This window comes from Nocardioides sp. S-1144 (assembly GCF_005954645.2).
Classification (GTDB): domain Bacteria; phylum Actinomycetota; class Actinomycetes; order Propionibacteriales; family Nocardioidaceae; genus Nocardioides; species Nocardioides dongxiaopingii.
In genome coordinates, this window is record NZ_CP040695.2 from 2,888,720 (window position 1) to 2,908,155 (window position 19,436).

Below are 19,436 nucleotides of genomic sequence, written 5' to 3' on the forward strand. Positions count from 1 at the left end.
CCGTCAGGGGTCTCTGGGGTGGACCCTCGGGGGTCAGTCGTCGTCGCCATCGAGGTCGATCCTCTCGAACTGCTCGTCCGGCGGCGAGTCGGGTCCGGGGTGCGGGCGCCCGGCGACCAGCCCGTTGAGCGCGAGCAGCAGCGAGGACGCCGCGCTCGCGAGGTGTTCCCGGACCTCCGGGCTGGTGCTGCGGACCGCGTGCACGGCCCGGCAGAGGGGGCAGTAGGCGCACTCGGGGGAACCGCCGGCGACGTGGTCGCCGAACCCGGCCATCGCCTCCGCGGCGAACCCGCCGAGCCCGTTGCGCCCGTTGCGCCCGGCGTGCCCGGTGTCGTGGCCGGTGTCGTGGCCGGTGTCGTGGCCGGCACCGGTGGAGTCGCGGGCCCAGCCGCCCAGCGCCCCGAGCAGCTTGGCCGCCTCCTCGCCGACGCTGCCGACATCCCCGGCGACATCGCCGGCGACGTCGCCGGCGTCGCGTCCTGCGGAGGTGGGCTCGGGCCCGCCGTCACGACTCAAGGTCATCTCTCCTGTCCTGCGGTGGCGCCTGCCCGGCCACCGGTGCGGTCCCCGGACGGTTCGCGGAAGCGCACCCGCAGCTCCCCGTCCTCGACCCGGGCACCGGCCACGCGCAGCCGCGCGAGTCCTGCCGGGAGCGTGAGGAGCCGACGATACGACCCCACGGTCACCACGAGCTCGTCGTGGTGCCTGACGAGATCGACGTCGGCGCGCTGCACGTTGGGCAGGGCGAGGTGGAGCACGGCGCCCCCCGTGTCCCGGGTGACCCGGAACGGGCCGTCACCGGTGGGGACGGCGAGGGGGTCGGCGCCGTCGTAGAGGCCGGCGGCCACCTCGGTGAGCGCGGCGACGCCGACCGGCTCGGTGGGCAGGTACTCCGAGCGCCACAGGGGCAGGCCGGCGAAGGACTCCGCCACCTCGCCGAGGACGTCGTCCTGGGCGGCCACCCAGCGCGCGCGCCACTCGTCGGCGCCACCGGCGGGGAAGACCCGGTTGGCGACGACGCCGTCGACGCGGTAGCCGAACAGCGACAGGCTCGTGTGGCTGCGCCGGGCCTCGGCCAGGACGACGTGCTCGGGCGTGAGCACGATCCGGACGCTGGCCTCCGGCCCGGACAGCAGGGCGTGGACCTCGCCGAGCTCGGCGTGCAGCCGCTCGACCGCCTCGAAGACCGAGCCGCCCGGCATCGGGACGCCGGCCGCACGGCTCAGCACCGGGCGCAGCGCCCGTACCACGCGCTGCTGGGTGGGGAAGATCCGCTGCATGTACCAGCCGAGGGCCTCGGGCAGCGCGAGCAGCCGCAGCGTCTCGGCGGTCGGGGCGCAGTCGACGACGATGACGTCCCACTCCCCCGAGAGCGCGTGCAGCCGCAGCTCGAGCAGGGCCAGCACCTCCTCGGCCCCCGGGACGACGGTCAGCTCCTCGGCCGCGACCGGGTCGACGCCGGCGACGTCGAGCACCGACATCAGGTAGCCCTGCACCTCGGCCCAGGACTGCTCGAAGCGCAGCTGCGCGTCGACCTGCTGCACGAAGAGCCGCTCGGCGACCTCGGTGGCCTCGGCGCCGAGTTCGACGCCGAAGGCGTCGCCCAGGGAGTGCGCGGCGTCGGTCGAGAGCACCAGGGTGCGGTGCCCGGCGGCGGCGGCGAGCGCGGCGGTGCCGGCGGCGACCGTCGACTTGCCGACGCCGCCCTTACCGGTGAACAGGAGGATGCGCACCTTGTCGAGGTGTCGCTCAGGAGGTCACTGGAGCGACTCGACGCGCTGCTTGAGTCCCTTCAGCGCGGTGTCGATGAGGATCTTCTCGCCCTTGCGCTTGATCATGCCGATCATCGGGATCGACACGTCGAGGGCGAGGCGGTAGGTCACCTCGGTCGAGCCGTTGCCGAGGTCGCGCAGCACGTAGGCGCCGTCGAGGGCCTTGAGCATCTTGCCCTCGGCCAGGGTCCAGGTGACCTGGCGGTCGCCGTCCCACTGGTAGGCGAGGGTGTACTCGTCCTTGACCGGCGCGACGTCGAGGGCGAAGAACACCTCGCGGGCCCGGTCCTGCTGCTCGCCGGCGTAGGACGACCGGGTCTCGGCGACCTTCACGCCCTTGGCCCACGTGGGGTAGGACTCGAAGTCGGCGATCACGTCCATCACCGCCGCCGCAGGGGCATCGACCGTGATCGAGGAGGTGGTCTGCTCGGCCATCGGGACCTCTCTCTGCTCCGAGGAGCACTGCTGGGCGGGCTGGACGGGACCGTCGGAGGCTACCGGATCGCGGGCCGCCCCGGCGCGGCGGTAGCGTGCACGCGTGCGTGAGTTCTCGACCCCTCTGACCGTCGATCTGCCCACGTCGGGCAACCTCAGCGACGACGTCGTCCGCAACGCCGTCGAGGCGCCGGACGTGGTGGTGCTGGCGCGCCGCTCCGACGACGGCACCTGGGTCGACGTCACCGCGGCGGCGTTCCGCGCCGAGGTCGCCGCGGTCGCCAAGGGGCTCGTCGCCGCCCGCATCGAGCCCGGTGACCGCGTCGCGCTGCTCTCGCGCACCCGCTACGAGTGGACGCTGCTCGACTACGCCATCTGGTTCGCCGGCGCCGTCACGGTCCCCGTCTACGAGACCTCCTCGGCCGAGCAGGTCGAGTGGATCCTGCGCGACTCCGGCGCCCGCGCCGTGGTCGCCGAGAACGCCGAGCACCTGGCGCGGATCACGTCGGTGCGCGGCTCGCTCGACGAGCTGCGCCACGTCTGGACCATCGACCCGCCGACCGACGGGGCCGGCCACGGCGCGGTCGCCGTCCTGACCCGGCTCGGCGACGACGTCACGGACGCCGACCTCGAGACCCGCCGCACGACCGCGGGACCCGACGACGTCGCGACCCTCATCTACACCTCCGGCACGACCGGGCGGCCCAAGGGCTGCATGCTCACCCACGGCAACTTCCAGACCGAGCTGGGCGTCGCCGTGCACGAGCTGGACGCGCTGTTCCAGCCCACCGACGGCAAGCAGCCCTCGACGCTGCTGTTCCTCCCCCTGGCGCACGTGTTCGCCCGGATCATCCAGGTGGGCGCGATCAAGTCCCGCGTGCGGCTCGGGCACAGCGCCGACGTCCGCAACCTGGTCCCGACGCTGCAGGAGTTCCGTCCGACATTCGTGCTCGCGGTGCCGCGCGTCTTCGAGAAGGTCTTCAACACCGCCTCGCAGCGCGCGACCGCCGACGGCCGCGGCAAGATCTTCGACCGGGCCGCCGACACCGCGATCGCCTGGTCCCGCGCCCAGGAGAAGGGCCGGGCCTCGCTGGCCGTGCGCGCGCGCCACGCGCTGTTCGAGCGGCTGGTCTACGGCAAGCTCCGCCAGGCGCTCGGCGGGTCCTGCGTGTACGCCGTCTCCGGCGGCGCGCCGCTCGGTGAGCGGCTCGGGCACTTCTTCCGCGGCATCGGCCTGACCGTCCTGGAGGGCTACGGCCTCACCGAGACCACCGCCGCGATCACCGTCAACCTCCCCGACGCGCAGAAGGTCGGCACCGTGGGCCGGCCACTGCCCGGCACCGCCGTCCGGATCGCCGACGACGGCGAGCTGCTCGCCCGCGGCGGTCAGGTCTTCCGCGGCTACTGGGGCAACGACGCCGCGACCGCCGAGGCGGTCGACGCCGACGGCTGGTTCCACACCGGCGACGTCGGCGAGGTCGACGACGAGGGCTTCGTGCGGATCACCGGGCGCAAGAAGGAGATCCTGGTGACCGCCGGCGGCAAGAACGTCGCCCCCGCCGTCCTCGAGGACCGGCTGCGCGCCCACGCCCTGGTCAGCCAGGCGCTCGTCGTCGGCGACCGGCAGCCCTTCATCGCCGCCCTGGTCACCCTCGACGAGGAGTCGGTGCCGCTGTGGGCCGAGGCCCACGGCAAGTCGGTCGGCAAGGACGCCGTCGCCGAGCTGGCCGACGACCCCGACCTGCTCGCCGCCATCCAGACCGCCGTCGACGACGCCAACACCGCCGTGTCGAGGGCCGAGGCGATCCGCAAGTTCCGCGTCCTGACCACCGACTGGACCGAGGAGGGCGGCCAGCTCACGCCGAGCCTCAAGCTGCGCCGCAACGTCGTCGTGCGCGAGTACAAGGACGAGATCGCCGCCCTCTACCTCTGAGCGGGCGACACATTCGGGCACACCGCTGCCGTCCCACGCCCCGTCGCTCCCCCGGGATGCCGGTCGGGGGCACTAGAGTGACGCGCGGTAATCCCGCCGCGACGGAGTTCGTGCTCGCGGAATGACGAGAGGCACGGGTAGTGGGCCGACGCATGGTGCTGCTGGTGGTGGCGGTCGTGATGGCGGTGCTCGGCGCGGGGTTGGTCTACGCCTACGCCCAGGGGGCCGAGGACCGAGCGGCCGACGACTACGACACGGTCGAGGTGCTCGTCGCCCGGGACGAGCTGGCGCCCGGCACGGACTTCCGGCAGGCCCTCGACGAGCAGCGCATCCGGCTCGTCGAGGTTCCGCGAGGGGTACTGATCGACGGCAGCACGGCCAGCAACACCCAGTTCGAGGGTCGGGTCAGTCTCACCACGATCTACCCCGGCGAGCAGATCATCGCCGAGAAGTTCGGGACCTCCGAGGACGTCGACGCCGTCGGCCTGCTTTCCATCCCCACCGGGAAGCTCGCCGTGACCGTCGAGCTCAGCGACACCGGGCGTGTGGGGTCCTTCACCCAACCCGGGTCGCACGTCGCGGTCTTCGTCACCTCGGCGACCCAGCCCGGCGGTCCCGACGACCTGGGCGAACCGGCGCGGCTGCTGTACGAGGACATGCAGGTGCTCGGCGTCGGGTCGCGCACGCTGCCCGCCACCGAGGCGGTCGGACCCGACGGCCTGCCGATCGACGAGACGTCGGTCACCCTGCTCACGCTCGCGGTCACCCAGCGCGAGGGCGAGCGCCTCATCGCCTTGCAGAACAATCCCGAGAAGATCCTCGCCTTCGCCCTGCGCAACGACGACAGCGACGTCGTCCCCCCGCCGGACGCGGAGGACTGACGGTGCCGGTTGTCGTCGAGCCCCACGACCAGTCGGTCGCTGCCCTGCTCCCGCTGCTCCCCGCCGGGTCCCAGGTCGTGGGCTCCCCCGCTCCCCTGGCGGGGTGGCTCGACCGCCATCCCGACGAGTACGTCGTCGTCGTCGGTCCGGGAGTCGACCTCGAGACTGCGCTGACCGTCTCGCAGGACCTGCGCACCGCCCGCCCCACCGTCAGCGTCGTCCTGGTCGTCGGTCGCGTCGACACCGCTGTCCTCGTGCGGGCGATGAAGGCCGGCGCCCGCGACGTCGTCGCGTTGGGTGACACCGCGGCGTTCACCGCTGCCGTCCGCCAGGCCTACGACACCTCGGAGGCTTTGCGCGGCCCCTCCGGGGCCCGGCACGTCGGCCGGTTGATCACGGTCTTCTCCCCGAAGGGCGGCGTCGGCAAGACCACCGTCGCCGTCAACCTGGCGCTGGCGCTCTCCGAGGGTGGGGCACGACGGGTCTGCCTGGTCGACCTCGACCTCGCCTTCGGCGACGTCGCGATCACGATGCAGCTCTCCCCCACCCACACGATCGAGCAGGCCATCGGCTCCGAGGTCTCCCTCGACCTCGCCACCGTCGAGGGTCTGCTCACCCGTCACGAGGGCTCCCTGATGGTGCTGGCCGCTCCGTTGCACCCCGACGTGAGGGAACGGGTGACGCCGGCGCTGGTCGTCACCGTCCTGCGCACGCTCAAGGAGAGCTTCGACTTCGTCGTCGTCGACACCCCTCCCTCCCTCGACGACCAGATCCTCACCGCCCTCGACGAGACCGACGAGTGCATCGTGGTGGCCGGGCTCGACGTGCCGACCCTGAAGAACGTGAAGGTCGCCCTCGAGACTCTCGACGTCCTCAACATCGCCCGCGGCCACCGCCACCTGGTGCTCAACCGTGCCGACGAGGCCGTCGGCATCGACGTCGACCGCGTCCAGACGATCCTGCAGATGCCCGTGTCCGCCCAGCTTCCGTCATCCCTTGCCGTGGCCGCGGCCACCAACAGCGGGACGCCGATCCTGGCGCGAGAGCCCGGCCACCCCGTGAGCCAGGCCGTCCGCCGCCTCGCTGCGTCGCTGTCGGGGGTCACCGTCGCGCCGCCGACCTCCACCGACCGTCGGCACGCGGCCCCTGCCCCTCGGGCGCGGAGGCGGATGTTCGGCCGGGGCCGGAGGGAGACGGCATGACCGCGGAGCCCCGCCCGCGCGGGCTGGCCGAGCGCCTTGCCGCCGCGCGCGCGGGTACCGAACCCGCGGCGCCCGACGCCGCCCGCGATGCGGGCCAACCCGGGCCGCCCGAACCGGCGGTCGACCCCCTGTCGGCCGCCCTGGCGGCGGTCGAGGCGCCGGCGAGGAGCCGACCGGTCACCGGACCGAGCAACCGTCGCGTCGCCGCAGCCACGGCGGGCGACCGTCTCGAGACCCTCAAGAGCACGGTGCACGTCGCGCTGCTCCGCGAGCTCGGTCCGCACCTCTACGACGCCGACATGGCCCAGGAGGACCTGGAGCAGCGTGTGCGGGTCGTGCTCTCGGAGGTGCTGGGCTCCCAGGACCGTCCGCTGAGCAACGCCGAGCGCAGCCGGGTGACCGAGGAGATCACCGACGACATCCTGGGCTTCGGGCCGATCGAGCCCTACCTCCGCGATCCCGAGGTCTCGGAGGTGATGGTCAACGGGGCCGACTCGATCTGGCTCGAGCGCGCCGGTCGGCTGGTGCGGGCCGACACCCGCTTCGCGGACGAGTCGCACCTGCGCCGGATCATCGACAAGATCGTCTCGCGCATCGGCCGCCGCGTCGACGAGTCGAGCCCGATGGTCGATGCCCGCCTCCCCGACGGCAGCCGGGTCAACGCCGTCGTCCCGCCGCTGGCCATCGACGGCTCGGCCCTGACCATCCGCAAGTTCGCTGCGGAGGCCCTGGACATCTCCACCCTCATCAACATCGGGACCCTCACCCCGCAGTCGGCCGACTTCCTCGAGGCGTGTGTGCGGGGACGGCTCAACATCGTCGTCTCCGGCGGCACCGGCGCCGGGAAGACGACGACCCTGAACGTGCTGTCGTCCTTCATCCCCGACGACGAACGGATCGTCACCATCGAGGACGCCGCCGAGCTGCAGCTGCGCCAGGCCCACGTCGTCCGTCTCGAGTCACGTCCCGCCAACATCGAGGGCCGCGGGGAGGTCAGCATCCGGGACCTGGTCCGCAACAGCCTGCGCATGCGGCCCGACCGGATCATCGTCGGCGAGGTCCGTGACGCCTCGGCGCTCGACATGCTGCAGGCCATGAACACCGGGCACGACGGGTCGATCTGCACCCTGCACGCCAACAGCGCCCGTGACGCAATGTCGCGCCTCGAGACGATGGTCCTGATGGCCGGCATGGAGCTGCCGATCCGGGCCGTGCGCGAGCAGGTGTCGGCAGCCGTCGACCTGGTCGTGCACCAGACCCGCTTCAAGGACGGGTCGCGGCGAGTCACCCACATCACCGAGGTCGGCCGGTTGCAGGGCGACTCGGTCGAGCTGCAGGACCTCTTCGTGTTCGACAACACCGCCGGCTTCGACGGCGACGGGCGCACCCTCGGCCGGATGCGCTCGACCGGACGTCGACCGGCGTTCCTCGAGAAGCTGGCCTACGCCAACGTCGTCCTGGGACCGAACCTGTTCGCGGAGGAGCACGAGTGACCTTCGCCCGCCGGCGCCGCGCCACGGTCGTAGGCCTCCTGATCGGCCTGGCCGTGCTGGGGGGCGGGTCGGCCGTTGCCGCCGACGACGACCCGGTCGCGCTCGTCCAGCGCTCCGAGTCCGGCATCCAGATCGTGGTCGACGTGCCGCGCGGCGTCCGACCCGACTTCGATGCGGTCACGGTGACGCTCGCCGGCACGACGTACCCGGTGAGCGAGGCCGGGCGCATCCGGCCCGAAGCGGTGCAACGCACCGTGGTGCTGGCCATCGACACCAGCAGGTCGATGCGGGACGACGAGAAGTTCGAGCGGGCGAAGGAGGCCGCGATCGAGTTCCTCGACGTCGTGCCCGCCGACGTCGAGGTGGGCGTCGTCACCTTCGACTCGTCGGTCGAGCTGGTGCTCCCACCGACGCTCGACCACGACCGAGCCAAGGACGCGGTCGAGTCCCTCGTCGATCTCGAGCGGGAGACGCTGCTCTACGACGCCGTCCTCGAGGCCACCGAGCTCACCGGCGCCGACGGACTTCGGAGTGTCCTCGTCCTGTCCGACGGGGAGAACTTCGTCGACCCACCCACCGAGGGCGACACCGCACTGGCTGACGTCGTCGCTGCCGTCGCCGAGTCCGAGGTGACCATCGACGTGGTCGCCCTCGACCTGGCCGCTGAGCCTGATGCCGTCCGCGCGCTGCAGGAGATCGCCCAGGCCAGCCGCGGCAGTGTGGTGGCCGCCGACCCTGACTCCCTGCGGCAGCGCTTCGTGGCCGAGGCCGCTGACTACCAACGCCAGGTCCAAGTGACCGTCGAGGTGCCCGACGACGTCCTCACCCGGTCCTCGCCGGGAAGAATCACCGTGCCCACCAGCGCGAGCACGATCGAGGGGGCCTTCGACTACTTCCCCATCGCCGACGACGACCCCGTGACCGCGCCCTCGGCGTCGCCGGACCGGGGCGCGGGCTTACCGCCCTGGGTTCTCTACCTGGCCATCGCCCTCGTCGGGGCTGCCGTCCTCGCGGGCTTCGGGGGCCTGGCCCCCGCCCCTTCCCGTTCACGGACGGTCGAGGCCCGCATCGCCGGCTACACCTCCGGGAGCGGGCACCGCGCCGACAGGGACCAGTCCGACGTCCCGGTGCTCACCCAGGCGACCGAGGCCATCGACGGCGTGCTCCAGCACAACCGCGGCTTCGAGGAACGCGTCGCGGCGCGCCTGACGTCCGCGGGCAGCGCCCTGAAGGCGTCGGAGTGGCTGCTCCTCCACGCCGGTCTCGTCGTCGGCGCGATCCTGCTCGGGCTCCTCCTCGGACGGGCGAACCCGGCCGTCGTGGTGCTGTTCGCCCTCCTCGGCCTCGTGCTGCCGTGGTTCTGGCTCGGCCTGCGCCGCGGGCGCCGACGCCAGAAGTTCGAGTCCGCCCTCCCCGAGACGCTCCAACTGATGGCCGGGTCGCTCTCGGCCGGGCTCTCGATGCTGCAGGCCGTCGACACGATCGTCCGTGAGGGCACCGATCCGGTCGCCTCGGAGTTCCGCCGGGTGCTCGTCGAGATCCGGCTCGGCGTGCCGCTCGACGACGCGCTCGAGGGCGTGGCCGAGCGGTTCAACAGCAGCGACTTCCGGTGGGTCGTCATGGCGATCCGGATCCAGCGCCAGGTCGGCGGCAACCTGGCCGAGCTGCTCACCACGGTGGCTGGCACCATCCGGGAGCGAGAGTTCATCCGTCGCCAGGTCGACGCCCTCGCTGCGGAGGGCAAGCTCTCGGCCGTCGTCCTGGGCGGCCTGCCGCCGGCGTTCCTGCTCTACCTGGTCGTCGCCCAGCCTTCCTACGTCGAGCCGCTGTTCACCGACCTACGCGGCCTGATCATGCTGGTCTTCTCCGCCGTCTGGCTCGGTATCGGCATCGCGTGGATGAGTCGACTCGTGAAGGTCGAGGTCTGACGTGCTGCTCCTCCTCGGCACCCTGCTCGTCGTCGGCGCCCTCGTGCTCTTCCTCGCGAGCGCCGGTCGCTCCACGACCAGACGCGGCGTCGAACGCTCGCTCGAGCTGCTCGACACGATGTCGACCACGCCACCCAAGCCCCGACCGGGTCAGGACGACCGACCCTTCGCCGAGCGCGTCCTAGCGCCGCTCCAGCACCGTGCCCTCGTCGTCGGCCGCCGACTGTCGGGCTCCGGCTCCGCCGAGCGACTGCGCCGTCGACTCGACCTCGCGGGCAACCCGCGCGACTGGGACGCCGACCGGGTGGTGTCGGTCAAGGTGCTGGGCGCCACCGCCCTCCTCGCCGTGGGCGCCGCCCTCGCCCTCACCCTCGGCACCGGTCTCGTCGGGACGGTGCTGCTCGTCGTCGGCGGGCCCGTGCTCGGCTTCTTCCTGCCGGAGCTGTACCTGTACCAGGCCGCCTACGAGCGCACCGAGCAGCTCCAGCGCGAGCTGCCCGACGCGATCGACCTCCTCACCATCAGCGTCGAGTCCGGGCTCGGCTTCGACGCCGCCTGCCAGCAGGTGGCACGGCACACGGAGGGTCCGCTGTCGGCGGAGTTCTCGCGGATGCTCCGCGAGATGCAGATCGGCCAGAGCCGCACGGCCGCGCTCCGGGCGCTCGCCGAGCGCACCAACGTGCCGGACGTCCGCACGTTCGTCACCGCCATGGTGCAGGCGGACGCGTTCGGGATCCCGACGGCGCAGGTGCTGCGGGTCCAGGCCAACGAGATGCGGGTCCGACGTCGGCAGCGGGCCGAGGAGAAGGCCCAGCAGGTCCCGGTCAAGATCACCTTCCCCCTCGTGTTCTTCATCCTCCCGTGCTTGTTCGTCGCCGTCCTCGGGCCGGCGGCGATCACGCTCATGGACAACTTCTGACAGGCGGCTCCCCCGTGTCCCCCCAGCAGTCCCTCCGCATCGCGCTCGTCGCGCGCTGCTTCATGCTCGTCGTCCTGGGCGCCAACGTCGTCGTCACGTCCGAGGAGGGCTTCGACCGGAGCGACGGCTTCCTCGCCCTCGCGGCCCTGGCCACGGTCTGGGCACTGGCGACCCTGGCCGAACAGCGCTCGGAGCTCCGGGTGTTCAGTCCCGTCGTGGAGGGCGCCGCCGTCGGTGTGATCTGCGGGGTGTCCGTCACCCCGTTCACCGCCATCCTGCTCGCCCTCGTCCTGCCGCCGTTCGTCGCCGCGCTCCTCGGCGGACCACGGACCGGCGCCCTGGCGCTGGCCGCCACGCTCGCCGCGGTGGTCTTCGGTGCCTTGACCGTCGTCGGTCCCCTCACCGAGGCCCAGGGCCTGGCGATCTTCACCTGGGGTCTCGCCGGGCTGGGCTTCGGGCTCATCGGCGCCTTCGTGCACGTCAACGCCCGCGCCAACCCCGACCCCCTCGCGCCGTACCGCGACGCGCAGCGGTTGCTGCGCCAGCTGATCGACCTCTCCGACGACCTCAGCTCCGGCCTGGAGGTCACCACCCTCGCCGGCACCGTGCTCGAGGAGGTCGGCGACGCCGTCCCGACCGAGAGCCTGGCTGTGTACGCACCTCGGGGCGACGTGCTCGTGCCGCTCGCCGCGCGCCACCACGGCGCGGACCGCACCGACACCGAGAGCGTCTCGGCCCTCGCCTGGGCCGGCCGCGAGACGGTGATCCGCGACCGTGCCTTCGCCCTCCCGGTCGGCGACTCCACCGTCCTCGGCGGCGTCGTGCCGCCCGGGACGGCACGCGAGCAGGACGAGCTGCGGCGCACGCTCGACGCACTGCGCGAGCGGCTCGCACCCACCGCGCTCCAGCTCGACACCGCGGTGCTGTTCGCCGACTTCCGCGACGCCGCCTCGGCCGACGTCCGCAAGCGGCTGGCCCGTGAGATGCACGACGGGGTCGCCCAGGACATCGCCTCGCTGGGCTACCTGGTCGACGCCCTCGCCGCCGCGCCGGCGAACGAGAAGCAGGGCCGGCAGCTCGCCGTGCTCCGCGACCGGATCACGGCGGTGGTCGCCGAGGTGCGCCAGTCGGTGCTCACGCTGCGCACCAGCATCGGCGAGGCGGAGAGCCTCGGCACCGCGATCGGCAGTGTGGCGCGCCACCTCAGCGACGCCTCCCAGATCCCGATCCAGGTCACCCTCGACGAGCAGGCGGCCCGGCTGCGTCCGGAGGTCGAGGCCGAGCTGTTCCGCATCGCCCAGGAGGCGATGAACAACGCCGTCAAGCACGCACGGTGCACGGTGATCGAGGTGCACTGCGAGGTCCACGCGCCGGACGCGGTGATCACCGTCTCCGACGACGGTCGTGGTCTCCAGCCCGGCCGGGCCGACTCGCACGGGCTCGCGATCATGCGCGAACGGGCCCGTCTGGTCGGGGCGGAGCTGACGATCGACAACCGCCCCGAGGGTGGCCTGTGCGTCGCCGTGCGCGTCGGACCGGCGCGGTGAGACGTCGGTCCCCGGGTGGGTGCTTTCCCCCCGGCCCAACTGTTGACAGAGTGCTCCCATGACCCCGACGCCCTCCGCCAGGTGGACCGCATGAGCGACGCGCCGATCCGGCTCCTCCTCGTCGACGACCACGAGCTCATCCGCGAGGGACTGGGCTCGGTCATCGACCTCGAGGCCGACATGGACGTCGTCGCCACCGCCGGGACGGTGGGCGAGGCGCTCTCGGTCTACGAGGAGCTGAAGCCCGACGTCGTCGTCGCCGACCTCCAGCTCCCCGACGGCACCGGCCTCGACATCGTGCGCACGATCCGCAAGGCCAGCCAGACGACCGGCCTGATCGTCTTGACCATGCACTCCGGCGACGACCAGATCTTCGCGGCGATGCAGGCCGGCGCGTCCGGGTTCGTGGGCAAGGACGCCCCCTCCTCCGAGGTGGTCAAGGCCGCGCGGCACGCCGCGGTCTCGCCCCGGGCCTTCGTGTGCGCCGGTCTGGCCGGCGCCATGATGCGGCGGGTGTCGGGCGAGTCGGCCAGCCTCACCGAGCGTGAGCACGACGTGCTGCTGCTGCTCGCCGACGGCCTGGGTGCGGCCGCCATCGGCGAGCGGCTCTACCTGAGCGAGTCGACCGCGAAGTCACACATCGCGCGGATCTACCAGAAGCTCGGCGCGGCGAACCGGGCCCAGGCCCTCGTCACGGCCATGCGGGTCGGGCTGCTGTCCAGCGTCCAGCCGACCGAGCGCTGACCGAACACCTGGCCCGTTCGGGCCATGCCGACTAGTCATTCGTAACTAGGCGCAATTGCACGATCCGCCGATCAAACGCCTGCTCGTTCCGACGACACTGGTCGAGAACGGGTCTGTCGTGAACTCTCGGGCAGGCCAACCCGTCCCACCTTCCAAGGAGCTCGTCGATGGTTACCTACCTGCGCATCATCCTGACCGCCCACCGGGCGCGCATGGACGAGCGCGGCGCCTCGGCCGTCGAGTACGGCCTGCTCGTCGCGGGGATTGCGGCAATCATCGTCGCGGTGGTGTTCCTCCTGGGCGACCAGATCACCGATGCGTTCCAGGACACCTGCGACGAGATCGCCAACCGCGGTGAGGACGGCGGCCCCTGCGTCGCCGACTGATCATGAGACTTTCATCCACACCGCCCCGCACCGAGCGCGGCGCATCTGCAGTCGAGTACGGGCTCATCCTCATCGGCATCGCCGCATTGATCGTCGTGGTCGTCGTTCTGCTCGGCGGCCAGGTCAACGACATGTTCAATGGCGCCTGCGAGAACATCCAGGCCGAGACCGGTACCGGCGAGTGCACCGGTGACGGCGAGGGCGACTAGCCCCTACGGCTCCCCCACCCGCTGCGCGATCGCGACGCGGGTGAGCAGACCCGGGTGGCTGGCGAACCACAGCTGGCCGAACGCCGGCGGCGTCGGGTCGGCCAGCGACCGCAGCGCGAGCCGGCGGTGCACAGCCACGAACCCCGGCACGTCGTCGGTGGCCCGGACCGCGTCGACGTCGGCGCGGGCCTCGAGCTGACGACTGACCCCGTTCGTCACCGGTGACACGAGGAGCATCGCGACCGCGACCAGCGCCAGCACCAGCGGCACGGACGTCGGCTCGCCCGCCCCGGGCGCACCGCGACGCCGGGCCGCCCCGAGCACCGTCGCGAGCAGGCCCACGCCGGCCAGGGCGCCCGCGGCACCGAGCACGGTGCCCGTCACGACGTCGTCGTGACGGGCGTGCGCGAGCTCGTGGGCCACCACCGACAGGGTCTCCTCCCGGCTCGCCGAGGCGACCAGGGTGTCGTAGAGGACCACGCGGCGGGTGCTCCCGAACCCCGACACGTAGGCGTTCAGGGTCGTCGTGCGACGTGAGGCGTCGGCGACGAGCACCTCGTCGACCGCGACACCCTCCTCGTCGGCCAGGCGCAGGACCTCGGCCCGCAGGGGGCCGTCGGCCAGCGGCTCGACGTCGTTGAAGAGCGGCTCGACCAGTAGCGGGTACAGGAAGGACCCCGCCACCACCAGTGCCGCGAGCAGGCCGCCGACGACGGCCGGCCAGGCACTGGACCAGCGCCGGGCGCAGCCGACCAGCACCAGCACGGCGAGCGAGGTGGACACGATCGTGACGGCCTCGGTGCGCACGACGTCGCCCGCGAACGCGGTCCACGACTGGCGCGTGAGGCCCTCGTCGAGGCGCAGGCGGCGCAGCGCGACCGCGCACGGGAAGGTCACCAGCCGCCCGACCAGGGTCAGCGCGGCCACCGCCAGCGGGACCTGCACCCACCACGGTCCCGGGAGTCGTTCGACGAGACGTCGTCCGCGAGCGGTCAGGCCGAACCAGCAGGCCACGGCGACCGAGACTCCCAGCGACGACCACGACCACAGCCGGGCCCACCGCGAGAACGCCTCGGCGCGGGCCACCTCCTCGGGGGTCAGCACGCTCGCGACCGGCACCGGCGTGACGCGGCCACCGGGGACGGCGTCCCACGGCACCAGCACGGCGCCGGCGACGACCAGCACGACGGCCCCGAGCGCGAACGTCGCGAGGGCGACGCGCCGCTCGGTCACCCGCTCAACCACGCGCCGCCCCCGGGAGGCCGGCGAGCCGGTCGCGCCAGGCCCGCACCAGGTCGGCCTCGTCCCAGTCGAAGCCGCTGCGGAGGGCGACGTCGAGCGCGTCGCCCTCGCTGACGCGGGTGTAGAGGTCGACCAGGGCGTCCTGCCCGCCGCGCTCGGCGAGCATGACGCAGACCAGCCAGGCGGCCTCGTAGGCGGCACCGAGGTGTGGTCCGCGCGTGTCGAACTCGGCCCCGTCCGGGAGCGCGGCGGGCAGCCCGTCGGCGCGGACGAGGTCGGCGACCTGGCCCGCCGTCCTGGTCAGCGGCAGCGTCGTGTCGCGCAGCGCGACGTAGTCGGCGAAGCCCTCGACCAGCCAGGTGGGCGCGCCGCTCGCGGGCGCGGCCGTCGCGACGTGGGTGGCCTCGTGGGTCAGCACCACCTGCTGGCCGACGCGGCCGAGGCCGTCGAAGACGTCGGGGTTCACGTAGACGTGGACGGCGCCCCCGTCGGTCGTCGCGCCGGTGGCCGTCCCGCCGGTGCCGGTCACGGCGGCGATCTGCTCGTAGTAGCCCGCCTCGACCCCGAGCGCCTGCTCGAGGCCCGCGGTGTCGGCGGGGACCTCCACGACGAGCCGCGGCCGCCAGCCGCGGACGACGTCCGCCACCGCCGGGGCGGCCGCCCGGGCGCGCCGCAGGTAGGGCTCGGTGCCGCGCCCGGCCGCCGCCACGACGAGGACGTCGTCCTCGCGGGCCACCGCCACCGGCCCGCTCATCCAGACCGGCGTGCGCAGCCCGGTGCCGCCACCACCCGTGACGCCCGTGCCGCCCGTGTCGTCACCCGTTCCGCCGAGGCCGGTCACGGCCACCCGGCCGTCGGCGGCCCGGAAGCTCACCCGCACCTCGGCCGTGGTCGGGACCTCGTCGAAGCCGCCGTAGGTCCAGGTGGCGTCGACCGCCGCCGACCAGGTGCCGTCGGCGGTGACCCCGTCCTCCTCGTCGACGTAGCGCAGCGTGACGTCGTCGAGCCGGATCGCACGGGCCGCGTCGACCAGGTCACCGAGCCGGGCCGCCGCCGCGGCGTCGTCCGGCAGGGCCAGGGCGGTCGCGGCCGACCGGTCGCCGTCCTCGAGGGCGCGCGCCAGGTTCTGCAGGGCTTGCGCGGCCCCGGCCGGCTCCACGACGGCCGGTGCGGCCGTCGGTGCGGAGGCCCGGTACGGGGCGTCCTCGTCGGTGTCGCCGTCGACCAGGCCCCAGAGGACCAGACCGCCGGCGAGGAGCACGGACAGCGAAAGACCGGCCACCCACCATCGGGGGCGGCCGGTCCTCGCGGCGTGCTCGGTCAGCGGATCAGCCGGGCCGGACCGCGCCGACGTAGGGCATCTCGTTGAGCGGGGAGATCTTGACGCCCGCGCCGGGGTTGGCGGCGTGGACGATCATGCCGTTGCCGATGTACATGCCGACGTGGCTGATCGGGCTGTAGTAGAAGACCAGGTCGCCCGCCTGCAGGTCGGACACCGCGACCTTCGCGCCGGAGGAGTACTGAGCGCTCGAGGAGTGCGGCAGGCCGACGCCGGCCTGGGCCCAGGCCATCATGGTCAGGCCGGAGCAGTCGAAGGCGCTGGGGCCCGCGGCGCCGTAGACGTAGGAGTCGCCGACCTGGGCCATCGCGTAGTTCACGGCGGCGGTGGCGCGGCCGGAGACCGGGACGTCGGAGGGGACGCGGTCGCTGCCGCGGGAGAGGATCGCCTCGCGCTCCTCCTCCTTGAGGCGGTCGAGGAGCGCCTCGGCGTCGGCGAGCTTGTCGTCGACGACCTCCTTGTCGGCGGCCAGGTCGGCCTCGATCTCGGCGACCTGGTCGACGCGCTTCTGCACGGCGTCGCGGCGGATGTCGAGCGCCTCGAGGCCGGTGGCGTAGTCGTCGAACACGCCGTCCTGGAGGTCCTGGTAGGACGACATCGTCGAGAGCCGGTCGAGGAAGGCGCCGGCGTCGCCGGCGGTCACGACCTCGGTCACGGCACCGAGGTCGTCGCCGCCCCCGGTGTACTGGCGCAGGATGCTCTCGCGGGCGTCGGTGCGGACGCCGTCGAGCGACGTCTGCGCGGCGCGCTGGTCGGCCTTGAGCGAGTCGAGGTCGTCCTGGAGCTCGTCGAGCTCGATCTTGGCGTCGTGGTACCTCTCCTGGGCCTGCTCGGCCTCGTGGAAGAGGGTGTCGACGCGCGACTGCACGTCGTCGATGTCGGGCTCGGCCTGGGCGGGCGAGCTGGTGACGAGGCCGGCGGTCGCGACGAGCGCGAGTCCGGAGACCATGGCGCTGAGGCGCACCCGGCGGGGGTTGGTCACTACGCGGCGTTTCCTTTGCAGTCGTACGCCTACCGGGTGAGCTGACGGATTCGGGCACGACCTGCCCTACCCCTGCTCCTCGGTCGGTCCCGTGGGACCGGCCGCCTCGCAGAGGATTCACCCCAGAAGAGTTGGTTCCCCGGCTCCCCTGGCACACGACGGGCGTGTGCGGCGGGGACTCAGCGTGGCATCCGCGCGGGACCTGGTGGACCCACTTCCACGAACGCCTGAGCGAACACCGTAGACCGGCGCTCGCGGGCCCGCCAAACTTCCGCCCACATGGTGGCGTGGCGTGTCACACAGGTCACACCAGTCACAGGATCGGCGGGTTCGGAGCCGTTCAGGCGGACTCGACCTCGGGCCCGCTCACCGGCCGGACCAGGCGCAGCGGGGGCACCAGACCACCGCCGGCCAGGATGTCGAGCGCGCGTCGCTCGTCGTCGTCGATGGTCAGCTCGGCGAGCTCGGGCGGGGGCCCGAGCAGCACCGTGACCACGCAGTCGTGGCACGCCAGCCCGCGGACCACGCAGGAGTCACAGTCGATTCGTGTCGTCATGGGGAGGACGGTGGCAGGACGTGGGGACAGTTCTGCCCGGGCGGTCGCCGACCCGTGTGTCGACCGGGGATTGTCGGTGGCCCCACCTAGCGTGCGGAGGCATGAGCACGACCATGCCGACCCCGACGGGTCGAGCCGACCCGCGGTGGGAGGCGCAGCGCAGCTTCGACGAGCTGGGCCGCTCCCTGGCCGGGATCACGTTCTGCGTGGTCGACCTCGAGACGACCGGCGGGTCGGCGCAGGCCGGGTCGCGGATCACCGAGGTCGGCGCGGTCAAGGTCCGCGGCGGCGAGGTGCTCGGCGAGTTCCAGACCCTGGTCAACCCGCACACCGAGATCCCGGCGTTCATCGCCGTGCTCACCGGCATCAGCAACTCGATGGTCTCCGACGCCCCGCCGATCGAGTCCGTGCTGCCGGCGTTCCTGGAGTTCGCCGCCGGGTGCGTGCTGGTGGCCCACAACGCGCCGTTCGACGTCGGCTTCCTCAAGCACTTCGCCGCGGAGCAGGGTCGGCCGTGGCCGGCCTTCGAGGTGGTCGACACCGCCGTGCTGGCCCGCCGGGTGATCACCCGCGAGGACGCACCCAACTGCAAGCTCTCCTCGCTGGCCAAGGCGTTCCGCTCCACCACGACCCCCAACCACCGCGCGCTGTCCGACGCCCGCGCGACCGTCGACGTCCTGCACGGGCTGATGGAGCGGGTCGGCGCCCTCGGGGTGCAGACCCTCGAGGAGCTGCAGACGTTCTCCTCGCGCGTGACCTCCTCCCAGCGCAGGAAGCGACACCTGGCCGACGGGCTGCCGCACTCCCCCGGCGTCTACCTGTTCAAGGACGACGCCGACCGGATCCTCTACGTCGGCACCTCCCGCGACGTCCGCACCCGTGTCCGGTCCTACTTCACCGCCTCCGAGACCCGGTCGCGGATGGGCGAGATGGTGCGGCTGGCCTCCCACGTGACCGCGATCGAGTGCGCGACCCCGCTCGAGGCCGAGGTCCGCGAGCTGCGGCTGATCGCCCAGCACAAGCCGTCCTACAACCGGCGCTCGCGCCATCCCGAGAAGGTCACCTTCGTCAAGCTCACCCGGGAGCCGTGGCCGCGCCTGTCGCTGGTCACCAGGGTGCTCGACGACGAGGCCGACTACCTGGGGCCGTTCGGCTCCCGGGGGGCGGCCGAGCGCTGCCTGGCGGCGCTGCACGACACCTTCCCGGTCCGGCAGTGCTCCGGCCGGCTGGCCCGCCGTCCCTCGCGCACGGCGTGCGTGCTGGCCGAGATGGGCCGGTGCCTGTCGCCCTGCGACGGCAGCGTCGACGAGCACACCTACGCAGCCGTCGTCCGCCGGCTGCGCGAGACGCTGCTGCAGCGCCCCGACGACGTCGTCGAGGCGGTCAACGCCAAGATGGCCGCGCTGGCCGCCGAGGAGCGCTTCGAGGAGGCCGGCGTCCACCGCGACCGGTTGGCCGCCTTCGTGCGGGCCGCGGCGCGCACCCAGCGGCTCACCTCGCTGACCCACTGCCCGCAGGTGGTCGCCACCCGCCGCGAGGACGACGGCCGGTGGGCCGTGCACGTCGTCCGCTACGGCCGGCTCGCCGCCGCCGGCGTCATCCCCGCCGGCGCCGACGCCCACTCCTACGTCGCCCAGCTCTGCGCGGGCGCCGAGACCGTGCTCGCGCCGTCCGGCACCCCGGGGCCGACGCCGGCCGCGACGGCCGCCGAGACCGAGCGGGTGCTGAGGTGGCTCGAGGCGCCCGGGCTGCGCCTGGTCGACGTCGACGGCGAGTGGACCTGCCCGGTCTCCGGTGCCACCCGGCACCTGGCCCGCCACGTCGTCGAGCCGGCGCCGTTCGAGCGGGGCTGAGGTGGCCGCGCACTA

18 protein-coding genes and 1 riboswitch are annotated in these 19,436 nt (G+C 73.0%); of the genes, 11 read left to right on the forward strand and 7 right to left on the reverse strand.

Annotation, left to right across the window (positions count from 1 at the left end; all coding sequences use genetic code 11):
- Positions 1-33: 33 nt before the first annotated feature.
- The 3 genes from FE634_RS13475 to FE634_RS13485 are packed head-to-tail and all read right to left on the reverse strand — an operon-like array spanning position 34 to position 2,207.
- Positions 34-522: a hypothetical protein gene (locus tag FE634_RS13475; protein WP_138876178.1), complete on the reverse strand. Its 489-nt coding sequence runs from the start codon at positions 520-522 to the stop codon at positions 34-36.
- A complete protein-coding gene (locus FE634_RS13480; RefSeq protein ID WP_138876179.1) occupies positions 519-1,733 on the reverse strand; it encodes an ArsA family ATPase in 1,215 nt (404 codons plus the stop codon). The genes FE634_RS13475 and FE634_RS13480 overlap by 4 nt, the downstream gene beginning before the upstream one ends.
- A 24-nt stretch (positions 1,734-1,757) precedes the next feature.
- Positions 1,758-2,207: an SRPBCC family protein gene (locus FE634_RS13485; protein WP_137292772.1), complete on the reverse strand. Its 450-nt coding sequence runs from the start codon at positions 2,205-2,207 to the stop codon at positions 1,758-1,760.
- Between the two features lie 103 nt (positions 2,208-2,310).
- Here FE634_RS13485 and FE634_RS13490 point away from each other — a divergent pair, with 103 nt between their 5' ends.
- The 10 genes from FE634_RS13490 to FE634_RS13535 all read left to right on the forward strand — a co-directional run bounded on the left by FE634_RS13490 (position 2,311) and on the right by FE634_RS13535 (position 13,449).
- Positions 2,311-4,140, forward strand: a complete 1,830-nt coding sequence (locus FE634_RS13490; RefSeq protein WP_138876180.1) for an AMP-dependent synthetase/ligase — start codon at positions 2,311-2,313, stop codon at positions 4,138-4,140.
- Between the two features lie 140 nt (positions 4,141-4,280).
- Positions 4,281-5,021 carry a Flp pilus assembly protein CpaB gene (cpaB, locus tag FE634_RS13495; RefSeq protein WP_138876181.1) on the forward strand — a complete coding sequence of 247 codons (741 nt, stop codon included), beginning with the start codon at positions 4,281-4,283 and terminating at the stop codon, positions 5,019-5,021.
- A gap of 2 nt (positions 5,022-5,023) precedes the next feature.
- Positions 5,024-6,223 carry an AAA family ATPase gene (locus tag FE634_RS13500; protein ID WP_138876182.1) on the forward strand — a complete coding sequence of 400 codons (1,200 nt, stop codon included), beginning with the start codon at positions 5,024-5,026 and terminating at the stop codon, positions 6,221-6,223.
- Entirely contained in the window at positions 6,220-7,716 is a 1,497-nt protein-coding gene (locus FE634_RS13505) for a CpaF family protein (RefSeq protein WP_148240680.1), read from the forward strand. Before FE634_RS13500 ends, FE634_RS13505 begins: the two co-directional genes overlap by 4 nt.
- Entirely contained in the window at positions 7,713-9,644 is a 1,932-nt protein-coding gene (locus FE634_RS13510) for a type II secretion system F family protein (RefSeq protein WP_138876184.1), read from the forward strand. The genes FE634_RS13505 and FE634_RS13510 overlap by 4 nt, the downstream gene beginning before the upstream one ends.
- Before the next feature lies 1 nt (position 9,645).
- Positions 9,646-10,563: a type II secretion system F family protein gene (locus FE634_RS13515; protein WP_138876185.1), complete on the forward strand. Its 918-nt coding sequence runs from the start codon at positions 9,646-9,648 to the stop codon at positions 10,561-10,563.
- 14 nt (positions 10,564-10,577) lie between these two features.
- Positions 10,578-12,110 (forward strand): sensor histidine kinase, encoded by a 1,533-nt coding sequence (locus FE634_RS13520; RefSeq protein ID WP_138876186.1) that lies wholly within the window; start codon positions 10,578-10,580, stop codon positions 12,108-12,110.
- 90 nt (positions 12,111-12,200) lie between these two features.
- Positions 12,201-12,854 carry a response regulator transcription factor gene (locus tag FE634_RS13525; RefSeq protein ID WP_137292780.1) on the forward strand — a complete coding sequence of 218 codons (654 nt, stop codon included), beginning with the start codon at positions 12,201-12,203 and terminating at the stop codon, positions 12,852-12,854.
- Positions 12,855-13,021: 167 nt separating this feature from the next.
- The gene (locus tag FE634_RS13530) at positions 13,022-13,240 is read left to right on the forward strand and encodes a Flp family type IVb pilin (protein ID WP_138876187.1); all 219 of its coding nucleotides are present in this window, start codon (positions 13,022-13,024) and stop codon (positions 13,238-13,240) included.
- Between the two features lie 2 nt (positions 13,241-13,242).
- Positions 13,243-13,449 (forward strand): Flp family type IVb pilin, encoded by a 207-nt coding sequence (locus FE634_RS13535; protein ID WP_138876188.1) that lies wholly within the window; start codon positions 13,243-13,245, stop codon positions 13,447-13,449.
- 3 nt (positions 13,450-13,452) lie between these two features.
- On the opposite strand, the gene FE634_RS13540 is transcribed toward FE634_RS13535, so the two are convergent.
- From FE634_RS13540 to FE634_RS13555, 4 genes are all read right to left on the reverse strand, one after another.
- Entirely contained in the window at positions 13,453-14,682 is a 1,230-nt protein-coding gene (locus tag FE634_RS13540; RefSeq protein WP_138876189.1) for a M48 family metallopeptidase, read from the reverse strand.
- A 4-nt stretch (positions 14,683-14,686) separates the two neighbouring features.
- Positions 14,687-15,973: a hypothetical protein gene (locus tag FE634_RS13545; RefSeq protein WP_138876190.1), complete on the reverse strand. Its 1,287-nt coding sequence runs from the start codon at positions 15,971-15,973 to the stop codon at positions 14,687-14,689.
- A gap of 46 nt (positions 15,974-16,019) precedes the next feature.
- Positions 16,020-17,012: a C40 family peptidase gene (locus tag FE634_RS13550; protein WP_262347421.1), complete on the reverse strand. Its 993-nt coding sequence runs from the start codon at positions 17,010-17,012 to the stop codon at positions 16,020-16,022.
- A gap of 11 nt (positions 17,013-17,023) precedes the next feature.
- A riboswitch (cyclic di-AMP (ydaO/yuaA leader) is annotated at positions 17,024-17,207 on the reverse strand.
- A 145-nt stretch (positions 17,208-17,352) separates the two neighbouring features.
- Complete coding sequence (locus tag FE634_RS13555; protein ID WP_137292785.1) at positions 17,353-17,568, reverse strand: hypothetical protein; 216 nt, start codon at positions 17,566-17,568, stop codon at positions 17,353-17,355.
- A gap of 101 nt (positions 17,569-17,669) precedes the next feature.
- Here FE634_RS13555 and FE634_RS13560 point away from each other — a divergent pair, with 101 nt between their 5' ends.
- Positions 17,670-19,421 (forward strand): DEDD exonuclease domain-containing protein, encoded by a 1,752-nt coding sequence (locus FE634_RS13560; protein ID WP_262347422.1) that lies wholly within the window; start codon positions 17,670-17,672, stop codon positions 19,419-19,421.
- The last annotated feature ends 15 nt before the right edge of the window (positions 19,422-19,436 follow it).